Annotated in this window: 23 protein-coding genes and 2 pseudogenes; 10 read left to right on the forward strand and 15 right to left on the reverse strand. The window is 67.3% G+C overall.

Annotated elements, in window-relative coordinates; all coding sequences use genetic code 11:
* Nucleotides 1-121: 121 nt before the first annotated feature.
* The 3 genes from ID554_RS19810 (at nucleotide 122) to ID554_RS19820 (ending at nucleotide 2,816) form a co-directional block, all read left to right on the forward strand.
* Complete coding sequence (locus tag ID554_RS19810) at nucleotides 122-598, forward strand: hypothetical protein (RefSeq protein WP_117226448.1); 477 nt, start codon at nucleotides 122-124, stop codon at nucleotides 596-598.
* Between the two features lie 46 nt (nucleotides 599-644).
* Nucleotides 645-1,730: a redox-regulated ATPase YchF gene (gene ychF, locus ID554_RS19815; RefSeq protein ID WP_117226125.1), complete on the forward strand. Its 1,086-nt coding sequence runs from the start codon at nucleotides 645-647 to the stop codon at nucleotides 1,728-1,730.
* Between the two features lie 147 nt (nucleotides 1,731-1,877).
* Nucleotides 1,878-2,816, forward strand: a complete 939-nt coding sequence (locus ID554_RS19820; protein ID WP_117226124.1) for a hypothetical protein — start codon at nucleotides 1,878-1,880, stop codon at nucleotides 2,814-2,816.
* Between the two features lie 20 nt (nucleotides 2,817-2,836).
* Here the strand turns inward: ID554_RS19820 and ID554_RS19825 are convergent, their stop codons facing one another.
* From ID554_RS19825 to ID554_RS19850, 6 genes are all read right to left on the reverse strand, one after another.
* Nucleotides 2,837-3,559 (reverse strand): SanA/YdcF family protein, encoded by a 723-nt coding sequence (locus ID554_RS19825; RefSeq protein ID WP_117226123.1) that lies wholly within the window; start codon nucleotides 3,557-3,559, stop codon nucleotides 2,837-2,839.
* 280 nt (nucleotides 3,560-3,839) lie between these two features.
* Nucleotides 3,840-4,577, reverse strand: a complete 738-nt coding sequence (locus ID554_RS19830) for a class I SAM-dependent DNA methyltransferase (RefSeq protein ID WP_117226122.1) — start codon at nucleotides 4,575-4,577, stop codon at nucleotides 3,840-3,842.
* 250 nt (nucleotides 4,578-4,827) lie between these two features.
* The gene (locus ID554_RS19835; protein WP_117226121.1) at nucleotides 4,828-5,394 is read right to left on the reverse strand and encodes a nucleotide-binding protein; all 567 of its coding nucleotides are present in this window, start codon (nucleotides 5,392-5,394) and stop codon (nucleotides 4,828-4,830) included.
* Nucleotides 5,391-6,527 carry a helix-turn-helix domain-containing protein gene (locus tag ID554_RS19840; protein ID WP_117226120.1) on the reverse strand — a complete coding sequence of 379 codons (1,137 nt, stop codon included), beginning with the start codon at nucleotides 6,525-6,527 and terminating at the stop codon, nucleotides 5,391-5,393. Before ID554_RS19840 ends, ID554_RS19835 begins: the two co-directional genes overlap by 4 nt.
* Nucleotides 6,528-6,614: 87 nt before the next feature.
* Complete coding sequence (locus tag ID554_RS19845) at nucleotides 6,615-7,214, reverse strand: hypothetical protein (protein ID WP_147333383.1); 600 nt, start codon at nucleotides 7,212-7,214, stop codon at nucleotides 6,615-6,617.
* A gap of 14 nt (nucleotides 7,215-7,228) precedes the next feature.
* The gene (locus ID554_RS19850) at nucleotides 7,229-7,651 is read right to left on the reverse strand and encodes a hypothetical protein (RefSeq protein ID WP_117226118.1); all 423 of its coding nucleotides are present in this window, start codon (nucleotides 7,649-7,651) and stop codon (nucleotides 7,229-7,231) included.
* Between the two features lie 408 nt (nucleotides 7,652-8,059).
* On the opposite strand from ID554_RS19850, the gene ID554_RS19855 reads away from it, so the two are divergent.
* Nucleotides 8,060-12,940 carry a DEAD/DEAH box helicase gene (locus tag ID554_RS19855; protein WP_223884158.1) on the forward strand — a complete coding sequence of 1,627 codons (4,881 nt, stop codon included), beginning with the start codon at nucleotides 8,060-8,062 and terminating at the stop codon, nucleotides 12,938-12,940.
* 134 nt (nucleotides 12,941-13,074) lie between these two features.
* Here the strand turns inward: ID554_RS19855 and ID554_RS19860 are convergent, their stop codons facing one another.
* From ID554_RS19860 to ID554_RS32485, 3 genes are all read right to left on the reverse strand, one after another.
* Entirely contained in the window at nucleotides 13,075-13,518 is a 444-nt protein-coding gene (locus ID554_RS19860; protein ID WP_117226117.1) for a hypothetical protein, read from the reverse strand.
* Between the two features lie 312 nt (nucleotides 13,519-13,830).
* The gene (locus ID554_RS19865) at nucleotides 13,831-14,091 is read right to left on the reverse strand and encodes a DUF6244 family protein (RefSeq protein ID WP_117226446.1); all 261 of its coding nucleotides are present in this window, start codon (nucleotides 14,089-14,091) and stop codon (nucleotides 13,831-13,833) included.
* Between the two features lie 147 nt (nucleotides 14,092-14,238).
* Nucleotides 14,239-14,646 (reverse strand): GntR family transcriptional regulator, encoded by a 408-nt coding sequence (locus tag ID554_RS32485; protein WP_158573664.1) that lies wholly within the window; start codon nucleotides 14,644-14,646, stop codon nucleotides 14,239-14,241.
* A gap of 256 nt (nucleotides 14,647-14,902) precedes the next feature.
* Between ID554_RS32485 and ID554_RS19875 the strand changes: the two genes are divergently transcribed.
* The 3 genes from ID554_RS19875 to ID554_RS19885 are packed head-to-tail and all read left to right on the forward strand — an operon-like array spanning nucleotide 14,903 to nucleotide 17,624.
* Nucleotides 14,903-15,289 (forward strand): DivIVA domain-containing protein, encoded by a 387-nt coding sequence (locus ID554_RS19875; RefSeq protein WP_396888390.1) that lies wholly within the window; start codon nucleotides 14,903-14,905, stop codon nucleotides 15,287-15,289.
* Nucleotides 15,289-15,537: a hypothetical protein gene (locus ID554_RS19880; RefSeq protein ID WP_117226114.1), complete on the forward strand. Its 249-nt coding sequence runs from the start codon at nucleotides 15,289-15,291 to the stop codon at nucleotides 15,535-15,537. The genes ID554_RS19875 and ID554_RS19880 overlap by 1 nt, the downstream gene beginning before the upstream one ends.
* Nucleotides 15,537-17,624, forward strand: coding sequence for a hypothetical protein (locus tag ID554_RS19885; protein WP_147333382.1), 2,088 nt, complete (start codon nucleotides 15,537-15,539; stop codon nucleotides 17,622-17,624). Before ID554_RS19880 ends, ID554_RS19885 begins: the two co-directional genes overlap by 1 nt.
* Here ID554_RS19885 and ID554_RS19890 read toward each other — a convergent pair.
* From ID554_RS19890 to ID554_RS31805, 3 genes and pseudogenes are all read right to left on the reverse strand, one after another.
* Complete coding sequence (locus tag ID554_RS19890) at nucleotides 17,617-17,979, reverse strand: PH domain-containing protein (protein WP_117226445.1); 363 nt, start codon at nucleotides 17,977-17,979, stop codon at nucleotides 17,617-17,619. The genes ID554_RS19885 and ID554_RS19890 overlap by 8 nt on opposite strands.
* Before the next feature lie 76 nt (nucleotides 17,980-18,055).
* A pseudogene (locus tag ID554_RS31800) lies at nucleotides 18,056-18,349 on the reverse strand (LysR substrate-binding domain-containing protein); the annotation flags it as partial.
* Between the two features lie 265 nt (nucleotides 18,350-18,614).
* Nucleotides 18,615-18,755 (reverse strand): annotated as a pseudogene (locus tag ID554_RS31805) (LysR family transcriptional regulator); the annotation flags it as partial.
* A 74-nt stretch (nucleotides 18,756-18,829) separates the two neighbouring features.
* Between ID554_RS31805 and ID554_RS19900 the strand changes: the two are divergent.
* A complete protein-coding gene (locus tag ID554_RS19900; RefSeq protein WP_117226444.1) occupies nucleotides 18,830-19,240 on the forward strand; it encodes a VOC family protein in 411 nt (136 codons plus the stop codon).
* 26 nt (nucleotides 19,241-19,266) lie between these two features.
* Here the strand turns inward: ID554_RS19900 and ID554_RS19905 are convergent, their stop codons facing one another.
* Nucleotides 19,267-19,590: a 4a-hydroxytetrahydrobiopterin dehydratase gene (locus ID554_RS19905; RefSeq protein ID WP_117226112.1), complete on the reverse strand. Its 324-nt coding sequence runs from the start codon at nucleotides 19,588-19,590 to the stop codon at nucleotides 19,267-19,269.
* 182 nt (nucleotides 19,591-19,772) lie between these two features.
* On the opposite strand from ID554_RS19905, the gene ID554_RS19910 reads away from it, so the two are divergent.
* Together ID554_RS19910 and ID554_RS19915 are read left to right on the forward strand one after the other, a co-directional pair.
* Nucleotides 19,773-20,246 (forward strand): (deoxy)nucleoside triphosphate pyrophosphohydrolase, encoded by a 474-nt coding sequence (locus ID554_RS19910; RefSeq protein WP_117226111.1) that lies wholly within the window; start codon nucleotides 19,773-19,775, stop codon nucleotides 20,244-20,246.
* Nucleotides 20,247-20,351: 105 nt separating this feature from the next.
* Nucleotides 20,352-21,632, forward strand: a complete 1,281-nt coding sequence (locus ID554_RS19915; protein ID WP_117226110.1) for an ATP-grasp domain-containing protein — start codon at nucleotides 20,352-20,354, stop codon at nucleotides 21,630-21,632.
* 107 nt (nucleotides 21,633-21,739) lie between these two features.
* Here the strand turns inward: ID554_RS19915 and ID554_RS19920 are convergent, their stop codons facing one another.
* The gene (locus ID554_RS19920; protein WP_117226109.1) at nucleotides 21,740-22,810 is read right to left on the reverse strand and encodes a succinate dehydrogenase/fumarate reductase iron-sulfur subunit; all 1,071 of its coding nucleotides are present in this window, start codon (nucleotides 22,808-22,810) and stop codon (nucleotides 21,740-21,742) included.
* A 3-nt stretch (nucleotides 22,811-22,813) separates the two neighbouring features.
* Nucleotides 22,814-24,763: a fumarate reductase/succinate dehydrogenase flavoprotein subunit gene (locus ID554_RS19925; RefSeq protein ID WP_117226108.1), complete on the reverse strand. Its 1,950-nt coding sequence runs from the start codon at nucleotides 24,761-24,763 to the stop codon at nucleotides 22,814-22,816.
* Nucleotides 24,764-24,773 lie beyond the last annotated feature (10 nt).

Consider the following 24,773-nt stretch of genomic DNA (forward strand, 5'->3'; position numbering starts at 1 on the left):
TAGGAAGGGTCCCTTCCTAACATCGGCACCCGCAACGGGATGCGGAAGGTGGTGGGGTGGCGGGGAAAGTGTCGGTTGTGGTCGGTAGCGTGCGGCCACCAACTCAAGAAGGGGCGCGGTGATGGCGAGCGTGGCGGGTCGGGCGTCGGCGTCGAGGCAGGGGCACCCTCCGCTGGACGAGGCCGTCCTCCAACGCTTCTACGAGCGGATGCGCGTGGTCGCCCCGGCGGCGGTCGGCGCCATCGAGCGGGACCGTGCCGACGACCCGGGTCGCGCCTTCGGCGACACCGCCTGCGGGCGGCTGATGCGGTCGCTGGACCGCGATGGCGTACGGGCCCTGGGCATGTGGGTGCACCACTGGTGCATGCGCTTCTACGACGACGACACCCGGGCCGCGCTGCGGCTGCTCCGGGAGATCGCCACCCGGCCGACGCTGGGCTGGACGGCCGACGAGGTGCACTGGATGCTCGGCGAGTCGCACGGCGCCGACCCGACCGCAGCGGCCCGGTTCACGCTGCCGCTGGCCGCCGCGGCAGAGTTGGCTCCGGGTGCGCTGCGGATCGACACGCTGGTGCCCCGGCAGACCCGGCGAAGCTGACCACCGCTGACCGTGCTCGGCGGGTCACGGCGTAAGCTGGCTCGTCGTGAGTCTCACCATCGGCATCGTCGGCCTGCCCAACGTCGGCAAGAGCACCCTGTTCAACGCGCTGACCAAGAACGACGTGCTCGCCGCGAACTACCCGTTCGCGACGATCGAGCCCAATGTCGGCGTGGTCGGGTTGCCGGACGAGCGGCTGACCAAGCTCGCCGAGATCTTCAGCTCGCAGAAGGTGCTCCCCGCCCCGGTGTCGTTCGTCGACATCGCCGGCCTGGTGCGGGGCGCCTCCAAGGGGCAGGGGCGGGGCAACGCCTTCCTCGCCAACATCCGCGACGCCTCCGCGATCTGCCAGGTGGTGCGGGCCTTCTCCGACCCGAACGTGGTGCACGTCGACGGCAAGGTCTCCCCGGCCGACGACATCGAGACGATCAACACCGAGCTGATCCTCGCCGACCTGCAGACCCTGGAGAAGGCGCTGCCCCGGTTGGAGAAGGAGGCCAAGCTCCGCAAGGACCGGGCCGCCGCGGTGACCGCCGCCCGCCAGGCCGTCGAGGTGCTGGACGGCGGCACCACCCTGTACGCGGGCGCGGCAGCAGCCAAGATCGAGCTGGAGCACCTGCGGGAGCTGCACCTGCTCACCACCAAGCCGTTCCTCTACGTCTTCAACGTCGACGAGGCCGAGCTGAACAACGCCGAGTTCCTCGACGAGTTGCGGGCGCTGGTCGCCCCTGCCGAGGCGGTCTTCATGGACGCCAAGATCGAGTCGGAGCTGGTGGACCTTCCCGAGGAGGAGGCCCGCGAGCTGCTGGAGTCGATCGGGCAGTCCGAGCCGGGGCTGGACCAGTTGGTGCGGGTCGGTTTCCGCACGCTCGGCCTCCAGACGTACCTCACCGCCGGCCCCAAGGAGGCACGGGCCTGGACGGTCGCGGTCGGCGCGACCGCGCCGGAGGCCGCGGGGGTGATCCACTCCGACTTCCAGCGCGGCTTCATCAAGGCCGAAGTGGTCTCCTACACCGATCTGGTCGCGGCCGGTTCGATGGCAGCGGCGAAGTCGGCGGGCAAGGTCCGCATCGAGGGCAAGGAGTACGTGATGCAGGACGGCGACGTCGTCGAGTTCCGCTTCAACGTCTGACCTCGGCCCGGATCGTGGCAGTGCAGCTGGTCCGGACCCGGCGTGTCGAACAGCCACACTGCCACGCTGGGGAAGCGTGACAGCCCGTCAGTCTGCTTCGCGATTGAGCTGTGACAGAGGGTGATCACCCGGCCTAGGGTCGCGGGTATGCAACCGACCCCAGGCACCCTTCAGGGACCCCCGCCCGCACACCCGGGGCTGACCGCGCGACTCGTCCAGCTGTCCGCGACCGATCAGATCGTCGCCGACGCCGTGGCGTCACTCAACGCCGGCCAGCCCACGCCGCTCTGCGTCGGGCTTCTCGACACCCCGGTCGGCAGCGACTACCTGCCGGCCGCCAACATGATCGTCCTCTCCGCCAAGTACGCCGGTCCGGCGCTCGGCGTCATCGCCGACAAGCTGATCCTCTACCGGCTGACCGCCCGACTCGACCAGCTCCCCGTGAATGTGGCCGACCCGGTCGCGCTCCAGGCGTTCAACGTGCGACAGGAACACCTGTGGCGGCTGGCGAATCCGGCACCGGCTTCCGTACCTCCCGGGATGCTCCGGTTCTACCAGGGCACCAACCGCGAGAACTTCTTCTCCGGGCCCGGCTGCATCTCGGTCGTGGGACTCGATCCGGGCAAGGCCGGTGGTGGTATCGGCTGCAAGCGGTGGGAGAAGCACATCGTCGCCGCGGAGTACAAGGACCAGGGTTGGCACACCGTCACGCTCAGCTTCGAGGTGGCGCTCTCCTACGCGCGGCAGCACACCGAGTGGGCCATGGGTATGAAGGAGCACGAGCCCGCCCTCCAGGACGTGGCGGAGTGCGGCGGTCTCGTCCTGCGCTTCGACGTGCCGGAGGCCAGCATTGCCGGCAACGACCGGTGGCGCCAGGACAAGAGCGGTGACAGCAACAACTTCCAGACCCTGGAGGTGATCCCGCCGGGCCAGATCCAGGTGGTCGAGGAACTGGCCGTGCCTGGACCGTTGACGAAGGTCGCGCCGCCGCCGATGGCCGCCCAGATCCCGGCGGTGCAGCGGCAGGCGACCGCCGCCCCGCAGAGCGGCGCCAAGCGGCGGGCCTACCCGACGAACTTCTCCTGAGGCAGCGGTGCGGCAGGTTGTCAGCCGGCGCGCAGCGCGTCGTCGAGGGCGGTCTCGCGCTCGCCCAGGTGCACCGGGTCGCGGCCGGAGAGGACGTCCACCGCCGCCTTCAGGCCCGCGCCGTACTCGCGGGTCGAGCTGATCCGCCAGGTCCGGCTGTTCAGCTCCCGCATCGTCACGTCGCCCACACCGTTGGCGTCGACGCCGAGATGACGGCAGACCGTGACGGCCCGGTCCAGGTGGAACGACTGGGTGACCACGGTCGCGCGCTCCACGCCGAAGACCCGCTTGGCGCGGGCGCAGGAGTCGTACGTGTCGAATCCGGCGTGGTCGAGCACCACCTTGTCGGCGGGTACGCCCCGGTCGACGAGCCAGCGTTGCATCGCCTGCGGCTCGTTGTACTCGTGGTGCATGTTGTCGCCGGAGACGAGGATCGCCCGCACCTTGCCGGTGGCGTACAGCTCGCGGGCGATCTCCAGCCGGGCGCTGAGGAACGGCGACGGGGTGCCGTCCGGCTGGACCCGGGTGCCCAGCACCAGGGCGACGGGGGCCTCGGGCACCGCCTCGGCGGTGTACGTGTGCCCGTCGGCGCCGGAACGGATCCAACCGGTGCTGGCCCAGGCTCCGGTCGTGACCAGCACCACGCCGGCCGTGCCGGCGAGCACCGCACGGCGCAGCCAGCGGCCCCGGCCGTTCTCCCTGACCCGGCGTAGTCCGGCTGACACGGCGGTACGGATCGGCATGTGATCGATTATCCCAGCCCGTGGCGAGGCCACTCCCCGCGCCGGTGCTGGTGCCCGTGGCGTCGGTACAGAGGTGTGGGCGCGCTTTCGAGCTGATGGCGCGAACGGATCACCGACCGGCCCACCCGGTGGCGAGCCGCCGGCCTGGGTGATGCCCTGAACGGTTCAGCTCAACAGGGGCCGTAGGGGGCGAGCTTCCGGGCCCGACGTACCCGTTGGGGCTGGTGGGTGGTGCGGGCACGAAGCGACACGACGGGCCGTTCCGTGCCCGCACCGGTCGTCAGCCGAGCCGATAGACGGAGACGTGCGAGGTGCTCTCCGCCCCGAACGCCGAGCGATCCCAGCCGGCGTACCGTTCGGCGAGGTGGAAGCCGGCCTGGGCCGCCATCTCGTCGATCTGCTCTGGCCACATGTACCGCATGGCGAACGGGTGCAGGTGTACCCCGGTGCCGTCGAAGGTGACGGTCTGCCGGAGGAACGTCTGCGCCTCGCGGTCGTACCGGTGCAACCGGATGGCGGCCGAGTTCTCGGTCACCTCCCAGGGCCGTACCTGCTCGTCCCGGTCGATGTCCGCCTGGTCGGGCACGTACGTCTCGATGACGAACGCCCCGCCCGGTTCCAGCACCCGCGCGACGTTGCGGAAGCAGTCCGCCTGCCGTTCCTCGCGGGTCAGGTTGAACAGCGTGTTGAAGACCAGGAACACCAGCCGGTACGGCCCGGTGACCCCGGGTACGTCTGCCATGTCGCCGATGGACACGGGGATGTCCGTGCCGCCCGGCTTGTCGCGCAGTTTCGCGACCATCTCGGGTGACCCCTCCACCCCCTCGACGGCGCAGCCGTGCGCGGCGAGCGGAAGGGCCACCCGGCCGGTGCCGATGGCGAGTTCCAACGCCCGGCCGTCACCGGTCAGGTCGGCGAGGAACGCCACAGCCGGCATCGGGTCGGGCAGCCCGCCGGGCAGGTCGTAGGTGTCGGCCCAGAACCGACCGAAGTGCCCCGGGTCGTCGAAGACCGACATCAGCGGCCTCCGGTGGTGCTAGCGGCGCCGTAGGGCGCCTCGATCGTGGGAATCCACGTACTCACGAAGCCTCGTTTCGACGAAGTCGGTGACTGTGGGGCGCTCAACGCGCTCCGGTTCCCTCAACCAACCCCGTGAGGACGTACGGCGGCAATCGAATGTTACCGACGCCGACAGGACCGGCTACCGACCTTGACGCCCGCCGACGACGGGGTGGTGCGGGCTCCAACGTCCGACCGTAACCGCACAGTCACCTTGTTGGGTTCAGGTCGTCGTAGTCCAAGAGGCCGTGCTCCATCACATGCTGACGGAACCCGCCGGGACCGAAGGGTAAGTAGTACTTACCTTCCAGCAGGTTGTCGGCCAGCTCTTCGACCATCGTCACCGTCAGTTTCTTTCTACGAATCGCGTCACAGAGCAACGGAACGGTCGCTGTGACCTGGATGCCGTATTCTGTCGCGATCCTGCGCGGAACGGCGTCGTCAATCACCACTTCGCATTTGTATACCTGACCCATGGCGAGAACGCCGCATTCGCCGACGTTCTTTCTGCCATCGACCAGCAGGTTCTCGTAACGGGCGAACGCTTCGATTAAATCGGTGCTGGTCGATCGGTGGACGTGGATCCAATCGGCATCGAGTACGGAGCGCACGGCTGAGAGGTGCTGGGTGGATTCGTTCAGTTCGCGTTCGACGCTATCTGGAATATAGACCGGGCGCTCGCCGGAGAGGAAACGAATGACTCCCAGCCAACCTTGCGCCGCGAAGTGTCGTAATGGGCCAGTGTCGAATACCAAGGCGTCCTTGGGTACGGTCACGAGACGAAGTCCCAGATCTCATCGGCACGCCGCTCGCGAACAGCCGGGAGATCCGTCTCGTCAAAAGTGCCTTGAAGGAGGTCGAGTGCCCGCTCGCGGCTGATCCGCTCATCGCGCACCAGCCGCAGTACCGCACGGGCGAAAGGCCGGGGAACCGTTGTCCCGGTCATTTCTTCAAGGGGTATGTTCAGGTTCAGGTCAAGAATGTCGGTCTGTGTAGTGCGGTATCCGCGCACGGCGGCGACTGTCTCGCTGCTGGCTAGTCCTAGTTCCTTTAAACGCGTAGCAAGGGTGGCCATATCGACCCGGAACGCACTTGCAAGAAGAATTGCCGCAGTGCGCTCCCCGGATCGTTTGAACTTTTCACTCCACTGCTGACTGACTACTTCGCGAGGCAGCAACAATGCCCGAGCGAAGCGATCGAGGCGTGACTCCATTGGGATGTCGGGATGGTTCGCCACTCGCCAGTCAACGGTGTACGGATCTGCGATCAGGTAATGGCCGAACTCGTGTGCCAATGCGAGCCTTCTGCGGCCAACCTTCATGTGACTGTTGACGAGACTCACACCTCCGCGGGGCAACAAGATTGTCCCGGCGTCAGCGGTGTCGTGCCCAATGTCGCGTGAGAACGCCAGGAGCCCGACCTCGGCAACACAGGCGGATAGCTGCCGGATTGGCTCGTCTGCCGGAATTCCCAGCAGATCGCGTGCCTTTGCAGCGAGCACCTCGGCCTCGGGGGCGGTTGCGGGCCGTGCTATGTCGGCCTCAGCGACCTTGTCGGCGGCATCCAGCTTCAACTCGTCGACCCCCAAGGAGGCCACGAACTGGACCTCGTTGGCGAACCTCGCGAGCAACGTGTCGATCTGCGAGTCTGCGGTGTCCAGCCCCTGGCTGGACCGATGCGCGACGAGCGCTGGGACAGACTCCTCGAAGAACGTCGACATGCGGACACCGATCGCAGCGGCGACATCCGCTAGTTCGAGGGCGGTGACCTTGCGAACACCGCTCTCGATCTTGTTCATGACGGTGCGTTCCAGACCAACTTCCCGTCCGAGGTCATCCTGGCTCAGCCCTGCACGCTTGCGGGCATCTCGGATACGCCCGCCCAGCAGCCGTGCGTCGATGTCAGCCACAGGTGCGATTCTCGCACAGTGCCTCCGATGCGCACAGCTCAATCTGCGGCTCGGTTGGATGCCGATGATGGTGTAGCAGGGCGGCCGTCAGGACACTGTCAGCGGGTTGTCGAGAATCGGCCCCCGCCTGATCGCATGGGCTGGCGGTGTCAGCTTGGGGATACCCCGAAGTTCCACCTGTTCCACCTGCTGTCGTAGCTCGGGGCTGATCGGCCGGGGCGACGCGACCCGGCCGGGAGCAGGCTCGCGGCTGAGTCTGAGGCCCAGCGAAACCAGCCAACCCGACAGCGAGCTTCGCTTCAGGTACGAGAAGGTGACCTGGCGGAACTCGGTGAAGTAGCTGAGCAGGAGATCGCGATCAGCGGGACGTACGTCCTCCGCCTCCAACTGACCGGTGATCGGGGTGATCTCCGTGCCCCGAAGCAGTCGGTAGGCGATCCCCACATCGGTGAAGGTGTGCCGGCGGGTGTTGCGGATGTGCGTCTCGATCACGTCGAGCAGCACGAGTGCGCCGTTGCTGAACTCGATGTCGCCTGAGAGGAGATCGTCCACCAATGAGTCTCTGAGGTTCCACAGGCGGTTGCGATATCTGCTGTGCTGCCAGTTGGCGTACTGGAGCAGCACGCCCACGGGCACCAGCGCGGCGGTGGTCAGCAGTACGAACCAGGCTGCTGCGATTGCGCTCATCTCCAAGCCTCCTCTCAGGCGGGCTCTGGTTGTTGCGACGAACCGGCAATTTCCAGCCTGAGCTGGGTCAGTATTCGCTCAAGGCCATCGTTTCTCGACCTGAGTCGATCTATCTCGCGTTTGCGCTCATGGCTGCGGCGGGCCGTGATCGCCCATCCCGCAGAGAAGACGATGGCGATGGAGATGGTCACGCTCAACGAGGCGGTGAGGTTGGTCTCCTTGCCGGCGATCTGCTCGGCGATCTGCGCAATGACCAGCAGCGGAATGGCGGATGAGAGGATCCAGAGGACCACCCGTCCGCTGTCGTTGATCTTCGCGTAAAGCTGATACTTCAGGCGGAGCTCTTCGATCTTCAGTTCGTGGGACGCCTGCTGCGGGCTCTGGCGAGTCCCCTGTCGAGTCGTCTCAGGCTTCCGTGGCGACGGGGGGTGCGGCATGGAACGCAGGGTATTCGACATGCAGCTATGTGTGGCCGCTCGGTCGTTGGTCTGTCGGGTTGCCGACTCGCCCCTTGTCAATGCATCTGCATCTCTCTTCCGGCGCCGGGCAGGAGGCGTTTCCAAGCTGTCACCAGTAACGATTCAAAGGGCATCAGGGTGCGGGAAGACAGATCACTCTCATTGTGATCGCGGACGCGAGACACCTTGACCGAACGTACCGCGTCAAATAGGCCGGGAGGCACTCCGCCGTGGCGCGTTCGCCCGAGGCGGCGGGAACGGGGCGGGAGCCGGTCTGCCTGCCTTGCTCGGCAGCCGCGATCGGAGCGGTAGAGTCGCGGTTCACCTCCGGTGTGACTATCCCGGCGGGCACGGCTCGCCGCTGACTGTGACGGGACTCGAAGCGCAGTGACGACCACGACCGTGCACGACGTCATCAGGGCGATCCGCGACAGTTCACCGAGCAACCGCGATCGTGGGACGCGTTTCGAGGAGCTGATGCTCCGGTACCTGAGCACCGACCCGCAGTGGACCGAGCAGTTCAGCCGGGTGTGGATGTGGGCCGACTGGCCGGGGGCGGAGGCCGACAAGCGGGACACCGGCATCGACCTCGTGGCACAGGATCGGGAGACGGGTGGGTTCTGCGCCGTCCAGTGCAAGTTCTACGAGCCGCAGCACACCGTGGAGAAGGGGGACATCGACTCCTTCTTCACCGCCTCCGGTAAGGGCGGGTTCACCCGGCGCCTGATCATCTCGACCACCGACAGGTGGAACGTGCACGCCGAGGCGGCGCTGGCCGACCAGCAGGTGCCGGTGACCCGGCTGGGGCTGGTGGAGATCTCCCAGAGCCCGGTCGAGTGGCACATGCCCAGTCTCGACCACCGCATCGAGATGACGTTACGCAAGCCGCACGACCTCCGCAAGCATCAGCGTGAGGCGATCGACGACGTCTTCGCCGGCTTCGCCACGCACGACCGCGGCAAGCTGATCATGGCCTGTGGCACGGGTAAGACGTTCACCAGCCTGAAGCTCGCCGAACGGCTGCACCGCGAGCGTACCGGGTCCGGCGAGGTCGAAAACACCCGCGTGCTGTTCCTGGTGCCTTCCATCGCCCTGCTGTCGCAGAGCCTCCGCGAGTGGTCGCACGAGTCCGTGGTGCCGTTGCGTGCCTTCGCGGTGTGCTCGGACACGAAGGTCGGCAAGCAGCGGGCCGAGCTGGGCGACGACAACGACATGGCCACGTACGACCTGGCGCTGCCCGCGACCACCGACCCGGATCGGTTGATCGCGCAGGTTTCCCGGGTGGCCGCCGAGCCGGGGATGACCGTGGTCTTCTCCACGTACCAGTCGATCGCGACCGTGGCGGCGGCGCAGCGCAAGGGGCTGGCCCGGTTCGACCTGGTTCTGTGCGACGAGGCGCACCGCACGACCGGTGTCACGCTGGCCGGTCACGACGAGTCGTCGTTCGTGCGGGTGCACGACGACGCGTACCTCGGTGCGGATCGTCGCCTCTACATGACCGCGACCCCTCGGATCTACAACGAGGAGACGAAGGCCGAGGCGCGGAACGCGGACGCCGTGCTGGCCTCGATGGACGACGAGAGCACGTTCGGTCCGGAGTTCCACCGGCTGGGCTTCGGCAAGGCCGTGGAGCAGGGCCTGCTCACCGACTACAAGGTGCTGATCCTCACGGTCGACGAGGGTCGGGTGGCGCGTACCCTGCAACAGGGTCTGGCCGGCGGCGAGGGCGAGCTGCGGCTCGACGACGCCGCGAAGATCATCGGCTGTTGGAACGCGATGGCGAAGCGGACCGGTACGTTCGCTGACGGTTCGGGGTTCGCGGCGGGTGAGGCGCCGATGAAGCGGGCTGTGGCGTTCGCTCGCTCGATCGCAGACTCGACCGCGATCGCCAAACGCTTCACCGACGTGGTCGACGCCTACGACGACGCCGACGACGAGGTGTTGCGTTGCGAGGTGGAGCACGTCGACGGCACCTTCAACATGCTCCGGCGCAACCGGCTGTTGGACTGGTTGAAGCAGGACCCGGGGCCGGCGAACGCCCGCATCCTGTCGAACGCCCGCTGCCTCTCCGAGGGCGTGGACGTGCCGAGCCTGGACGCCGTCCTGTTCCTGCATCCCCGCAACTCGGTGGTGGACGTGGTGCAGTCCGTCGGCCGGGTGATGCGACTCGCTCCGGGCAAGAACTACGGTTACATCATCCTGCCGGTCGCCATCCCCGCCGGCATGGCGCCGGAGAAGGCGCTCGCCGACAACCGGCGTTTCAAGACGGTGTGGCAGGTCCTCCAGGCGCTGCGTGCCCACGACGACCGCTTCAACGCGACCGTCAACCAGATCGAGCTGAACAAGAACAGGCCCGACAACAAGATCGGCATCGGCAGCATCGGTCCGGGTGACGAGGCGGTCGGCGACCGCGACGGATCGAGTACGCCCCAGAGCGCCGACGCCGCGAAGGCGAAGGAAGCCGAGAACGCCAAGCACGTCCAGGAGGCGCTCTTCTCCGTCACCGACTGGCGGGAGGCGATCTATGCCCGCATCGTCGACAAGGTCGGCCAACGGCAGTACTGGGAGGACTGGGCTCGGGACATCGCCCAGATCGCCGAACGCCACGTCACCCGGATCACGGCGGCCCTGACCCTGCCCGACAAGCGCAGCGCCTTCGAGGAGTTCATCGGCGAACTGCGCGCCAACATCAACCCCGGCGTCACCGAGACCGACGCCGTCGACATGCTCGCCCAGCACATCGTCACCAAACCGGTCTTCGACGCGCTCTTCAAGGACTACGGCTTCGCCGAACACAACCCGGTCTCCAAGGCCATGCAGCGGATGCTCGACATCCTCGACGACCAGGGCCTTGACGCCGAGAGCAAGAAGCTCGACGACTTCTATCAGTCGGTCCGGGTACGCGCCGAGGGCATCGACAACCACGAGGGCCGCCAGCGGGTCATCGTCGAGTTGTACGACAAGTTCTTCAAGACCGCCCTGCCGAAGACCGCCGACGCCCTCGGCATCGTCTACACCCCGGTTGAGGTGGTCGACTTCATCATCCGCTCGACCGAGCAGGCGCTGAACAAACACTTCGGCCGCTCGCTGTCGGACGAGGGCGTCCAGATCATCGACCCGTTCGTCGGCACCGGCACCTTCCCGGTGCGCCTCCTGCAATCCGGCTTCATCAAGCCGGAGGACCTGTTCCGTAAGTACACGAGCGAGCTGCACGCCAACGAGATCGTGCTGCTCGCCTACTACATCGCGGCCGTCAACATCGAAGCCGCCTACCACGATCTGGCCGGCGGCGACTACCGTCCCTTCGAGGGCATCGTCCTCACCGACACCTTCCAACTCGCCGAAGGCACCGCCACACTCGACGGCCTGGACGTCCTCGAAGGCAACAGCGAACGCGCCAAACGCCAACAAAAGCAGAAACTAACCGTCATCATCGGCAACCCGCCGTACTCCAAAGGCCAGGAAAGCCAGAATGACAACAATCAGAATCTGAAGTACGAAGAACTCGACAATCGCATCAAACAGACGTATGCGGCACTCTCGACCGCCACGAATAAGAACTCGCTCTACGACTCCTATATTCGGGCGATCCGTTGGGCCTCTGATCGAATCGATGACGAAGGGGTCATCGCCTTCGTGTCGAACGGGGGATATATTGACGGCAACACGGCAGACGGTTTGCGTAAGTGCCTGGTCGGCGAATTCGACGCTATCTACTGCTACAACCTTCGAGGAAACCAGCGGACCGCTGGTGAGCTATCTCGTCGAGAAGGCGGTAAAATCTTCGATTCGGGCAGCAGGAACACGGTTGCCGTGTTGATGTTGGTCAAGGGTGGTCCGGCTGCCGTTTCGGTCGAGCAATGTGCGCTCTACTATCGAGATATCGGAGACTATCTAAGTCGTGAAAAAAAGCTAGAGATTGTTGGCTCGCAGAGCCTTGAGGCTGTGGCCTGGCAGCGGCTATCGCCGAGCGTGGATGGGGACTGGATAAATCAGCGAGACGAGCTCTTTGCTAGATTTTTGCCTCTCGGCGAAAAGGATAGGGCCGTGCGATCGAAAGCTCTGTTCGAAGTATATTCAGGAGGGCTGAAGACCGGGCGAGATCCCTGGGCTTACGGTTTTTCGGATCAAGCAGTCAGGCGAAAGATTGCTGCGATGGTCGAGTTCTACAATCAGCAAGTGGAAGGGTTTACGGCATACTGCGAGGAGCGGGGGATTCTTTCTCCCAAGGCGGCTGACGTTGAGAAGTTTATTGATCTCGACTCGGCAAGGATTAGCTGGAACAGAATAGACAAAGTCAACGTTGCTAGGGGTGTGCGGTACGCATTTGACGACCGCCGCCTCTTTGTTTCGATGTATCGCCCTTTCGTTAAGCAGCATGTCTTATTCGATGCCCGTCTCAACGACATGGTCTATCAATTGGGGCGACTGTTTCCGACCTCGAAGGAATCGAACCTCGGGTTCTACAACGTCGGCTACGGTTCGTCAGTTCCTTTCTCTGTGGTCATGCTCGATTGTGTTCCTGACCTGCATGTGACTGGTGCCGGTAGTGGCGGTGCCTTCTTCCCTCGCTACAGCTACCGGAAGCTCAGTGGCGGTGACGACTTGTTCGCTGCGGCAACGTCTGTGGTCGACTATGAGCGTGTAGACAATATCAGCGATGTTGCGCTAAAGGACTACCGAGAGTCCTACGGTGATGAGACCATCACAAAAGATGACATCTTTTACTACGCGTATGGGCTGCTACACTCGCCTGAATACCGGGATAGGTTCGCCTCGGACCTAAAGAGGTCACTGCCGCGCATTCCGAAGGTAGTCGAATTTCGTGGCTTCGCGGAGGCTGGTGGCAAGCTCGCCGAACTTCATATCGGTTACGAGCAGGTAGAGCCCTTTCGGGGAATAGTCGAGACGGTCGCGGAGGATGCTTCGAGTACTCCACTTGAGGAGTTGTACCGGGTTGGGAAGATGAAGTTCCCTAGGTCAAAGGGTGTGGTGGATCGGTCGACCATCCTTTACAACCACCGCGTTTCCCTCACCAATATTCCTGAACAGGCGTACCGCTACCAGCTCGGCGCTCGATCGGCTATCGAGTGGATTGTTGACCGTTATCAGGTCAAGGTCGACAGGGATTCGGGTATTGTCAACGATCCAAACGATTGGTCTGACGATCCGCGCTACATCGTCGAATTGCTAAAGCGGATCGTGACGGTCAGTCTGGACACGATGAAGATCGTTGATGCACTGCCTCCCATGGAGATCCTAAACTAGAGTTCCTGTTCCACATGGCTGAATCTGCCTTAGTGGTGCCGAGCGGCCCCGATCTATTAATCGGGGCCGCTCGTGGATCGGGCTGATTCGAGCGCCCGATTCGGGCGTGATCGAGATGGCAGGGCCATCGCAAGTTAGTATTTTTCGATGACTGCTTCGACTCGATCGAGGTAGTCGAACCACCACTGTCCTTCGGGCATGGGCTGAGAGGACAATAGGTTTCCGGCGACGATGAAGGACAAGAATACTGCGCTGTCGGCCGGTAGTGCCTCGGAGAGTGCCCTACCGCCGAGGACCGCCTCAAGGAATGTCGCGATCTCGCTCACGGAAGCAGTGGACCACTCTTCGGATCGAGCAATCTTTTCGGCGAGTACCTGAATTTCAGCCAGGGAGGGGCGGTGCCCAAACACATCAATCGCCGCGTAGGCGTTGATCCTTGCCAAAAGTTCGAGGGCGTGTAGCCGCGAACTTTCGTCGGGGAAGCTACGGAGGGCTTTGTCGAACTCGTCGGGGTTCTGCTTGACCACCCAGTGCAGGGTGTCTCTCACTCGCTGCTCGACGGCCTCATCGATCTTCATGTCCGCCTCTCCGTTGCTGTTTACTGGTCTTGTCTCGCCATGCCTTGAAAGCGCTCCAGCTTGCAATGGCGCTGAGAACCGTGCCGACAATGGCCTTCGGTAGGGGCGGCAGGTACTCGGACATGCTCGCCCAGATGGTGGCTGCGGTGGAGCCGCCGAAAGCGATTGCTTCCGCGCTGATCTGCTTCCGGCGCTGAGGAGATGGAGCATCAGTGATTCCCCGTGCGCGGATATCGTCCCGTGCCTGTTCCCGAGGGATTACGGGCCGGAACTCGGCGGGTGGCTGACTTGTTGTGCTGCCGCCACCCGTGTCTAGTTTCCCAGGGCTTGGACCTTGGCGATCGTTGCTTGTACTTGTTCTCTGACTCCTGCGGGCCGGGTGCCGACTTGGCCGATGACTTCCATGAGGGCGTCGAGTTGTGAGGTGAGTTGCCCTGAGCTGCCTTGTAGGGCTCCGGCGGTGAGTTGGCGGGCTTCTCCGACGCTCTGTCGGGCGGCTGCCATCTGGGCTTGGGCTTCTTCGAGTTTCCGCGTTGCTGCGGTCAACTGCGCGATGATCTGTGCCGCGCTCACGCAACCTCCCCTGGTCGTGGCGATCGACAGCACGAGGTGTGATCGATCGAATGACACCTTACGTGAGGGTCGCCACACGGGGTGTACCGCGATGGTGCCCTGCGTCACCTAGATCTCACGTGTGGGCTCGGCTGGGGGCTTCAGCGGCTACGGGGAGATCAGCTCAACTTCGTCGCCGGGGAAGGTCTGTTTCTTCCCGTCGGGGTAGCGCACTTCGAGGACCGGTACGCCTTCGTCCATGTCCATCTGGCGGCGCTCGTTGCTGTTCGGCATCCGTGTGGAGATCGTGCAACCCGACGGGACTTCGACCAGCCTCCGCTCTGGACGCGGGCGCACTTGCGTCGGGTGGCCACGGCTGCTGGTGACCAGGCCCTCGGAGCGCAGGACCGAGATCGCCATCCGCACGGCGTCCCGACCGATGCCGTACTCCTGGCTCAGCCGCGCCTCGCTGCCGATTCGCGCGCCGGGTGGCAACTCGCCGGACTCGATCTGGTCGCGCAGTAGGTCCGCGAGTTGCACATAGACCGGGGTGTGCGAACGCGGATCGATGCTCATCGCCTCAGCCTTGACCCCACGTTGACTTACGCACCTCGCGCCGTATTGCCTTGTGGCCATAAGGCAACTCCGTTATTGTTCCAACTGTGAGGGAGTGAGCGGTGGCCCGTTGGTGATCCTTCACTCGTCTCGGTGAGCTGCTCTGCTGTCGTGCTGCCGGTGGGCTGCGGTGGTGGGGCGGTGGGTACCCGCCTGCCCGGGTTGGCGGGTACCCGCCATGTCGACCAGCGATATTCGGCGAGAGGGGAGTGCGGGCGTGGGCTTCTTCCGGCGTACCCGGCGGTCGCGGCAGGTCGGGCGGCATCAGTGGGCCGGGCGGCAGGCGACGGGTGACGGCCAGACGGCGGTCCTGCGGCCGGGTTACTACCGGTCGGCGGCCTGCCCACCGTTGCGGCCGTGGCAGGTGCGGGGTTGGCGTTTCGGGGCGGCCCGGTTCGGGCGGCGCGGACTCGACCCGGACGAGGTGCAGGAGTTCCTGGACCGGCTGGCCGACGAACTGGGCGCCGTCTATGACGCGCTGGGTAACAGTGTGGAGGAGGCGGCGCGCTGCCGGAACGCGCTGCGGCGGTGGCAGGGCGAGCAGGCCCGCCGGGTGCACTCGGGTGGGCTGGGCCACGGCAACTCGGCGGGAGGGCGGTACTGATGACGCAGCGGTTCGTGATCCACGTGCCGGTGGTCGCCGGGGACCTGGGTGTGGCCGTACGGCTGGCTCGGGTGCTGGCCCGGTGGTCGAGCGTGCTCGCCGCGGCCGACCCCGGCGAGACCACCGTGTCGGCCGAGGACGAGCAGGGCATACGCCATCGGGTCTTCTGTGACCTGCGGTTGCCCGGCGGGCGGCGCTGCCTGCTGCGAGCCGACCACGACGGACCGTGCGCCGGGCGGGTGGCGTGATGGGCGCGGACGCGGACCGGCCGCCGGTCGGGCCACCGGCCGCACCGCTGATCACGTGTGCCACCTGCGCTGGTGCGGGTGCCGTCACCGAGGTGTGCGGGTGTACCGGTGGTGGCAACCGGCTGCTGGTGGGCTGGCGGGACGAGGTCGGGCGGGCGTACCGGGACTGCCGGCTCTGCGGCGGGGCCGGGAGCGTGGCGCACGACTGTGTGGACTGCGGGCGGACCGGGCGGTGGCGGGCGCAGCTCGTGCTCACCGTGGCCGACCTCGACACCGGCGCGGTGGCCTCCGCGAACGTGGTGCCGGGCAGCGTCGAACCGACCGTCGCGGACCGGGGCGGCTGGTGCCTCGACCTGACCGCGCTGCTACGCGAGCAGCGGGCGGTCGTCGAGGCGGACGGCGAGGTCGGGGCGGACGGCGGCGTCGGGGCGGACGGCGAGGTCGGGGCCGCCGAGCCGCCGGACGGCGATCCGCTGCGGGAACGCAACCGGCCCTGGGAGGCGGCGAGCCTGGTCGTGCCGCTGCACCGGCGGTGGCGGCCGGGGCTGCCGCAGCAGCGGCTACGGGAGTTGGAGGCACAGGCGATCGCCCGGCACGTGCACCGGCCGTGGTGGCTGCTGCTGATCCGGTCGGCGGCACCGCCCGCCGAGCAACCGGACGCCCGGCTGGCCCGGCTCTGCGAGCTGGCGGACCTGCTCCGGCTGGACCTGGTGGTCGAGGCGCGTCGGCACCGCCGTGGTGCCCCGACATGGCACGTGCGGTATGAGGTGCCGGGCTCGCAGCTGCCCGCACAGACGCCGGCGCACTGGCCCGACCTGCGGACGGCGGTCGCCGCGACCACCGTCGCCGACGCGCTGTTCGGGCTGGGGGAGCGCGGGTCGGCCGCGCCCGCGTACACGATGGTGCCTGGTGGTGGCGAGCGGACCGTGCGGCACGACGTCGACCTGGCACGGCTCGGTGGGCTGGTCCTCGCCGACCTGGGTGGGGCACCCGGTGCCCAGGCGGTCTGGCGCGACGGGCGCTGGTGGCATCTGCGGCTCGCCGTGGACGGCAGCACGGTCGTGTTGACCGAGCGGGACACCGGGCAGGTCGCCCGGCGACCGATCGACCTGCTGCGGCGGGTCGCCGAACCGCCCGCGCCGAGCTGGCAGGGCGTGCCGGTGCCGCATGAACCGTGCCCGGACTGCGTTCCCGGCGGCGGGCTGGTCTCCTGCTACTGCCGGGTCGACGGCGGACCGGCTGAGCCGGGATGCCGCATCTGCGGCGGTGCCGGGTTCGCGCCGGTGACCGGCGGCTGCCCGGGATGCCGGGGCAGCCGTCGCCGCCACGCCGCGCTCACCGTGACGGTGACCGATCTGGTCGACCGGGCCGAGCATGAGCTGTGGCTGCCCGGTGACGGGCCCGACGTGCCGTCCGGTCACCGGCTCGACGGCCCCTACCGGCTCGCCGACCAGGCCACCCGTTTCGGCGTACGGCCCGAACACCTCACCGACGCCGACGGCGGCCGGACCCTCGACGCGGCGCTGCGGGACGGCCTGGTGCTGGTCGGCGGACCGGACCCGGAGCGGCGGTTCGTCTCCTCCGCCGCCGCCGGGCGGCCCGGTGCCCGGCTGATCGTGGTCGCCCGCCGCCCGGACGTGCCGCCCCTGGCGGACCTGGTACGCCTGGCCCGCGCGTTGTCACTGACGCTGCGGGTGGGGGTGTGCGACGAACGGCCCGACGGGATGGCGTTGCGCTGGTCGGTGTCGCTGGTCCGGTGCGGCACGGCCCGCGCACGGCCGATGCAGCTCACCGTGGAAGCGGCGATCGACTTCTGCCTGCGGTTCCTCGACAACGCGGTACGCGACGCCGTGCCGGACGATCCCGCCGTGCCGATTCCCGTGCCGCAGGCCCCGGCCAGGGCGCGGCCACCCGACCCGGTGCCGGGCATCCTGGCGCTGGCCGAACACCACGCGGGTACGGAGGTGTCGGTGGAGTTCGGCCGGGACGGCTGCCGCGTCGACCTGCTGGTGCCCGAGGGCTGGCGGCTGATCGCCCGCGCGGCGTCGTTCGGTGACGCGCTGCGCGGGCTGGGACTGGTCAGCTGATGTAGTGCAGGATCACGTTGTGCACGTGGTGACTCTTCTGGTCGCCCCGGAACTCCACCTCGTAGGTGTGCGTGCCGACGTGGATGGCGATGGCGCCGGTGGAGAAGAACGAACCACCCCACGACTTGTTGCTGACCACGCTCACGCTGGTGATCTTCGAGTACGGGATGCTGGTGATCGCGTACTTCTTGCCGATGAACGAACGGTCCTGGATGATCACGCGTCGATCGGTGAGCCCGATGAACCCGGTGCCGGTGCCGACGGCGTCGTAGACGGCGATGATCTGTTCCCCGTCGAGCAGGCCACTCTGGATCTGCTGGAACTGCTCCTTGCGGTCGTACGTCGCGTTCGTCATGTACTCCACGGTAGGTGGCCGACGCCAGCGGCGGCGGTGGCGCGTCGGCGATCGGCACGTACGCCACGTCGGGGCGCGGGTAGTAGCGCCGGGTGTGTTCGCCCACCGGCAGCACCCCCCGGCCCATCGCCACCAGGGTCAGCATCTCGGAGAAGGTGGCGCCCGCCGGCCCCTTCGGCACCGGGCGGCCGGACGGGGTGTGCTCCGGCGTGCGGTCGCGTTTGAACGCCGCCGACGTGACCGCCGGGTACTGGATGACCGGATGGTCGGCCAGCACCTCGACGGAGACGGACTCGGCGCGGGCCAGCGGGTGTGTCACGGCCACCGCGAGCAGCCGGGGTTCGCTGAGCAGTGGCGGTCCGCAGGCCATCCCGTCGAACGGGTACGCGGCGACGAGGATGTCGATCGAGCCGCCGTCGGGTGAACAGCTCGACGGCCCTGAGCAGGACGGGCGCGGTCCACTCGCCGAGGAACGCCACGGTCAGTCGACCGCTCGTGCCGCGTCCCGCCTCGGTGGCCCGGCGCACCGCCTCGTCCATGCCGGCGACCAGCGGCGTCAGGTCCTCGGCGAGCCGTCGACCGATCGGGGTGAGCCGCACCACCCGACTGGTACGGGCGAACAGCAGCGCGCCGATCCGGTGCTCAAGCTTCTTGACCACGTGGCTGACCCGGCCGGTGCTGATCCGCAGGCGCTCGGCCGTCCGGCCGAAGTGCAGTTCCTCGGCGAGGGTCAGGAAGACGTCGATATCGTACCGCTCCAACACGTCCGTTCCCATCGTTGACTAGGACGCAACGATGGTACTGCGATCGGCCCTTGGTCGGTGGTGCCGGACGGCGCATCGTGAACGGCATGAACACGACTACTCCCACACCCGTTCGGGTCACCGGTTTCGACCATGTGGTGCTCAACGTGGCCGACGTCGAACGCGCCCTCGACTTCTACTGCGGCGTGCTCGGCCTGGCCCCGGTCCGGGTGGCGCAGTGGCGGGCCGGGCAGGAGTCGTTCCCGTCCGTCCGGGTCAGCCCGGAGACCATCATCGACCTGGTCCGGCGTGACCGGGGCGAGTCCAACGTCGATCATTTCTGCCTGGTCGTGGCACCGCTGGACTGGCAGCGGGTGATCGATTCCGGCGTCTTCACGATCCTCGAAGGCCCGGTCGGGCGGTTCGGGGCACGGGGCGAGGCAGTCTCGCTCTATGTCCGTGACCCGGACGGCAACTCGGTCGAGCTACGGGCGTACCCGCAGGACGCCGAGATCTGAGCGCGGGTGGGTACGAGGGCCGCCGGTCAGCCCAGGCGGTCCTCGTCCGGCTCCGCCACCGCGCGGTAGGCGTCCTCGATCCGGGCGGCCAGCAGGACATCACCCTCGGTGAGAGGCTCGTCGTGATGGCCGACCCGGATCTGGGTGTGGTCGGCCTTGCGGCTGATCTCCGGCCGCAGGTGCAGCGCGTCGGCGACCACCTTGACCCGTTCGGTCAGGGCCGCGTGCTGCGTGTCATCAATGACCAGAGTGCGCCGAATCTGGTCGCCCTCACGCGTCCACCCATTGAGTAGGGTGAGAGCGTCGCTGAGGTAGTCGTGCTTCGCCCGACCGCCGAACAGCGCACGCATCACCGTACCTCCCAGGCTTCGTTGCCGGCTTGTGGCCAAATCGTCGCCGCCCCGTGTCTTGTCGGTGCCTCTAGTCTTACGTCACTCGGATGGTGTGTCCACGCCCACACTTCTTGGGATTCCTGCCCTGACGGTCGACCAAGCTACCCAAACCGCCGATTGATCTGGCACGCTGGACGCCCGTGCGGACCGAACGGGGTAATGGTGGCGGGCAGGCAGCCCGCAGGGACCCGAAGGTGATCGTCGGGGCGGCCATCATCGAGGACGGGCGAGTGCTGGCCTGCGCCCGGTCGGCTCCACCCGAGGTCGCCGGCATGTGGGAGTTCCCCGGCGGCAAGGTGGAGCCGGGGGAGAGCGAGACGGCCGCGTTGGCCCGCGAGTGCGCCGAGGAGCTCGGCGTACGCGTCGAGATCGGCGACCGGGTCGGCCGCAGCGTCCGGATGGCGCACGGCCGTTCGGTGCTCAAGGTGTACGCGGCCCGTCTGCTGCACGGTGACCGACCGCAGGCGCTGGAACACTCCGGGATGCGCTGGCTCTCCGCCGCCGAGCTGGACACCGTCACCTGGCTGCCCGCCGACGCCCCCATCGTCGCCGTCCTCCGCCCGCTGCTCGCGTCGGCAGACGCCACGCCCGAGGGACAGGCACCCGACAGGTAACCCCGCCGTACGCGTCAGGTGTTACCGGATGGACAGACGATGGTGTCGAACGGCGTCAGTGAGGAGACTGTGCACTCCCGGTAGCCGAGAGCATACGGAGCAGTGATGAGCGGACGAACCTTTCATGTCCTCCTCGTGGGTGGCGGCAACGGCGCGTTCCTGGCGCACCGCCCGGAGACCCGGACGACGTTCGTCACGTCCCGCGAGCTCTTAACCTGGTTCGGCAACCTCGGTCACCATGCACGCGTCCTCGCCATTCAGGGCGACGAGCCCGACGACCTGGTCGTCGACATGGTCGGGACGATCCACGCGGTCGACCCGTTCGACGCCGTCGCCTGTCTCGGTGAACCGCTCACCGTCCTGGCGGCGCGGATCGCCACGGCACTCGACCTGCCCGGCGTACCGCCGCTTCCGGTGGTCAGGCGCATCGTCGACAAGGAGTCGATGCGTACCCACCTGGCTGAGGCCGGCGTCGAGGACGTACGAGCACGCACCGTCGAGAACATCGCCGAGTTGGCCGCGATCGTCGGTGCGGGACACCCGGAGGCCGCCTGGATCGTGAAGCCGGCCGCCGGTTGCGGAAGCATGGGCGTGTCGAAGGTGACCCGGGACAGTGACCTGGAAGCGGCGCTACGACGGGCGTCCGACCAGGAGTCGCCGATCGATCCCGATCGCGCCAACCGCCGCGTGATCGTGGAGCCCTTCCTGTCCGGGCCGCAGTTCAGCGTCGAGTCGATCAGTCAGCACGGAGTCACCTCGGTGCTCGCGATCACGCAGAAGTTCTCCCACCCGGAGACGTTTGTCGAGCTCGGGCACGTGGTGCCGGCACAGATCCCCGATGCGGAGGCCGAGGTGGTCCGCTCGTACGTCGTCAGGATGCTCGACGCCCTCGGGTTCACCGACGGTCCCGCCCACACCGAGGTGGTGCTGACCTCGGAGGGGCCCCGAATCGTGGAGGTCAACGCCCGGGTCGGCGGTGACGACATCGGGGAGATGGCGTCGATCGTTAGCGGGGTGGACATGTCGGCGGCCTCGATCGACCTGGTGCTCGGCGAACCGGTGCAGGAGCGGCTGCGCAACGCCGCGCCGAGCGGCACCAGCGAGGCGATCTGGTTCGTGACCGCGCCGGAGGCGGGGATCTTCGCCGGGCTGGACGGGGTCGAGGACGCCCGGGCCCTGGGGCCGTCGGTCGAGGTCACCGCGCTGGTCCAGGTCGGCGCCCCGGTGGAGTTGCTCTCCGACTCGGGTTCCCGGGTCGCACAGGTGCGGGCGAGCGCCGCCAGCGCCGAGGAGGCGGTGCGCCTGGCCCAGCGGGCCGCGTGGAAGCTGAACCTGCGGATAGCGAAGCGCGTTCCGGCCGAGGTCGGCGCCGAGCACGCGATCTGAACCGCCTTCGGTCCCCGGCCGTCGACGCGGCGATCTGCGCGGCCCAGGCGCGGGAAACGAACCGGGGGGCCGTGGCGGATGCCACGGCCCCCCGGTCGAAACGGGTGTCAGTGCTTCTTGTCGTCCTGCTCCGGGTGCGCGAAGTTGAGGTGCTCCGGGGGCAGCGGGAAGGTCACGTCGTCGCCGAAGGGCGAGGGTGCCGCCGCCCGGTCGAAGGTGAGCTCCGTCAGCGGCAGCTTGCCGCTCGCGTCGACCGCTGGGGCGGTCGGCCGGGGCACCTCACGGTGCCAGTTGACGCCCTGCTGGGCCTGCACCTCGGCGTCGGCGTCGTGGGAGCCACCCGCGTGCGAGTGCACGCCGTGGCCGCCGGCGCTGGAGCGCACGGCGCCCGGGGTGTGTTCGCTGGTCACGCTGGTCTGAGGCACCTGACCCCTCCGGAAGATCTTGCTACCGAGCCATACAAGTGGATCGTACCTGCGGTCGACGACCCGTTCCTTCATGGGGATGATCCCGTTGTCGGTGATCTTGATGTGCTCGGGGCAGACCTCGGTGCAGCACTTGGTGATGTTGCAGAAGCCGAGACCCTGTTCCGCCTGCGCGTACTCCTTGCGGTCGGTCTTGGCGTCCAGCGGGTGCATGTCCAGTTCGGCGGCCCGGATGAAGTACCGCGGACCGGAGAACGCCGGCTTGTTCTCGTCGTGGTCACGGATCACGTGACAGACGTTCTGGCACAGAAAGCACTCGATGCACTTGCGGAACTCCTGCGAGCGCTCCACGTCGACCTGCTGCATCCGGTAGTCGCCGGGGGCCAGGTCGGCGGGGGGAGCGAAGGCCGGGGTCTCCCGCGCCTTCTCGTAGTTGAACGACACGTCGGTGACCAGGTCCCGGATCACCGGGAAGGTGCGCAGCGGCGTGACCGTGACCGTCTCGTCCTCCTCGAACGTCGACATCCGGGTCATGCAGCTGAGCTTCGGCATCCCGTTGATCTCCATCGAACAGGAGCCGCACTTGCCCGCCTTGCAGTTCCACCGGCACGCCAGGTCGGGCGCGTCGGTCGCCTGCAACCGGTGGAGCACGTCGAGGACCACCTCGCCCTCGTTCACCTCGACGCGGTAGTCCGTCAGGTCGCCTCCGTCGGCGTCACCCCGCCAGATCCGGAAGTTGCGCTTCGTACCCATCTCTCAGCTCCCCTTCCCGGCAGCGTCGGCGGCGGCGACGGTGTCGAACTCGGCCAGTTCCTCGTCGGTCAGGTACTTGGCCAGCTCGTTGCGGTCGAAGAGGCCGATCAGCTCGGTCCGCATCTTCGGCAGCGGCTTGCGTTCCAGCCGGACCGTGTCGCCCTCCAGCGAGCAGACCAGGTTGACCCGTCGCCACTGCGGGTCCATGGTCGGGTGGTCCTCGCGGGTGTGGCCGCCACGCGACTCCCGGCGTTCCAACGCCGCCTTGGCGGTGCACTCCGACACGACCAGCATGTTGCGCAGGTCCAGCGCCAGGTGCCAGCCGGGGTTGTAACGCCGGCCGCCGACGGCGCTGACCTTCGCCACCCGCTCGCGCAGCTCGGCCAGCCGGACCAGCGCGTCCTCCAGCTCAGCCTCCCGCCGGATGATTCCGACCAGATCTCCCATCACCGCCTGGAGATCCTGCTGGAGGGTGTACGGGTTCTCGCCGGTGTCCCGCTGGAGCGGGGCCAGCGCGGTCTCCACCGCGGTCTCCACCGCCTCCACGGCCACCCGGGGCCGCCCGCCGAGCTGGTCGACGTAGGTGGCCGCGTGGCCACCGGCGCGCTTGCCGAAGACCAGCAGGTCGGAGAGGGAGTTGCCGCCGAGCCGGTTCGAGCCGTGCATTCCGCCGGACACCTCACCGGCGGCGAACAGGCCCCGCACCGAGCCGTACGCGGCGCCGCTGTCCGGGTCGACCTCGACGCCGCCCATCACGTAGTGGCAGGTCGGGCCGACCTCCATCGGCTCCTTGGTGATGTCGACGTCGGCCAGTCCCTTGAACTGGTGGTGCATCGACGGCAGGCGACGACGGATCTCCTCGGCCGGCAACCGGGAGGCGATGTCCAGGTAGACGCCGCCGGCCGGAGTGCCCCGACCCTCCTTGACCTCGGTGTTGATCGCTCGGGCCACCTCGTCGCGGGGCAACAGCTCCGGTGGGCGCCGGTTGTTGTCGGGGTCGGTGTACCAGCGGTCCGCCTCCTCCTCGGTCTCCGCGTACTGCTTGCGGAAGACGTCGGGGACGTAGTTGAACATGAACCGCTTGCCCTCGGAGTTCTTGAGCACGCCACCGTCACCGCGTACCGACTCGGTGACCAGGATGCCCTTGACCGAGACCGGCCAGACCATGCCGGTGGGGTGGAACTGAAGAAACTCCATGTTGATCAGGGTCGCCCCGGCGCGCAGCGCCAGCGCGTGACCGTCCCCGGTGTACTCCCAGGAGTTCGAGGTGACCTTGTAGGAGCGGCCGACGCCGCCGGTGGCGAGCACCACGGCGGGCGCCTCGAAGAGGACGAACTCGCCGGACTCACGGTAGTAGCCGAACGCGCCGGAGATTCGGTCGCCGTCGAGCAGCAGCTCGGTGATGGTGGTCTCGGCGAAGACCTTGATCCGGGCGTCGTACGAGCCGTGGTCGCGCTTGTCCTCCTGCTGCAACGAGACGATCTTCTGTTGCAGGGTGCGGATCAGCTCCAGGCCGGTGCGGTCGCCGACGTGCGCCAACCGGGGGTACTCGTGGCCGCCGAAGTTGCGCTGCGAGATCTTGCCGTCCTTCGTACGGTCGAACAGCGCCCCGTACGTCTCCAGCTCCCAGATCCGCTGCGGCGACTCCTTCGCGTGCAGCTCCGCCATCCGGAAGTTGTTCAGGAACTTGCCGCCGCGCATGGTGTCGCGGAAGTGCACCTGCCAGCTGTCCCGGCTGTTCACGTTCCCCATGGCCGCCGCGGCGCCGCCCTCGGCCATCACCGTGTGTGCCTTGCCGAACAGCGACTTGGAGATGATGGCGGTCTTCTTGCCGGCCAGCCGTGCCTCGATCGCCGCGCGCAGACCGGCGCCGCCGGCCCCGATCACGACGACGTCGTAGTGGTGTCGTTCGATGCGAGTGGTGGTGCTCGGTCCGTGCTGAGGATTGGTCATGTCGGGGGCC

Source organism: Micromonospora craniellae (genome assembly GCF_014764405.1).
GTDB classification, from domain to species: Bacteria; Actinomycetota; Actinomycetes; order Mycobacteriales; family Micromonosporaceae; genus Micromonospora; species Micromonospora craniellae.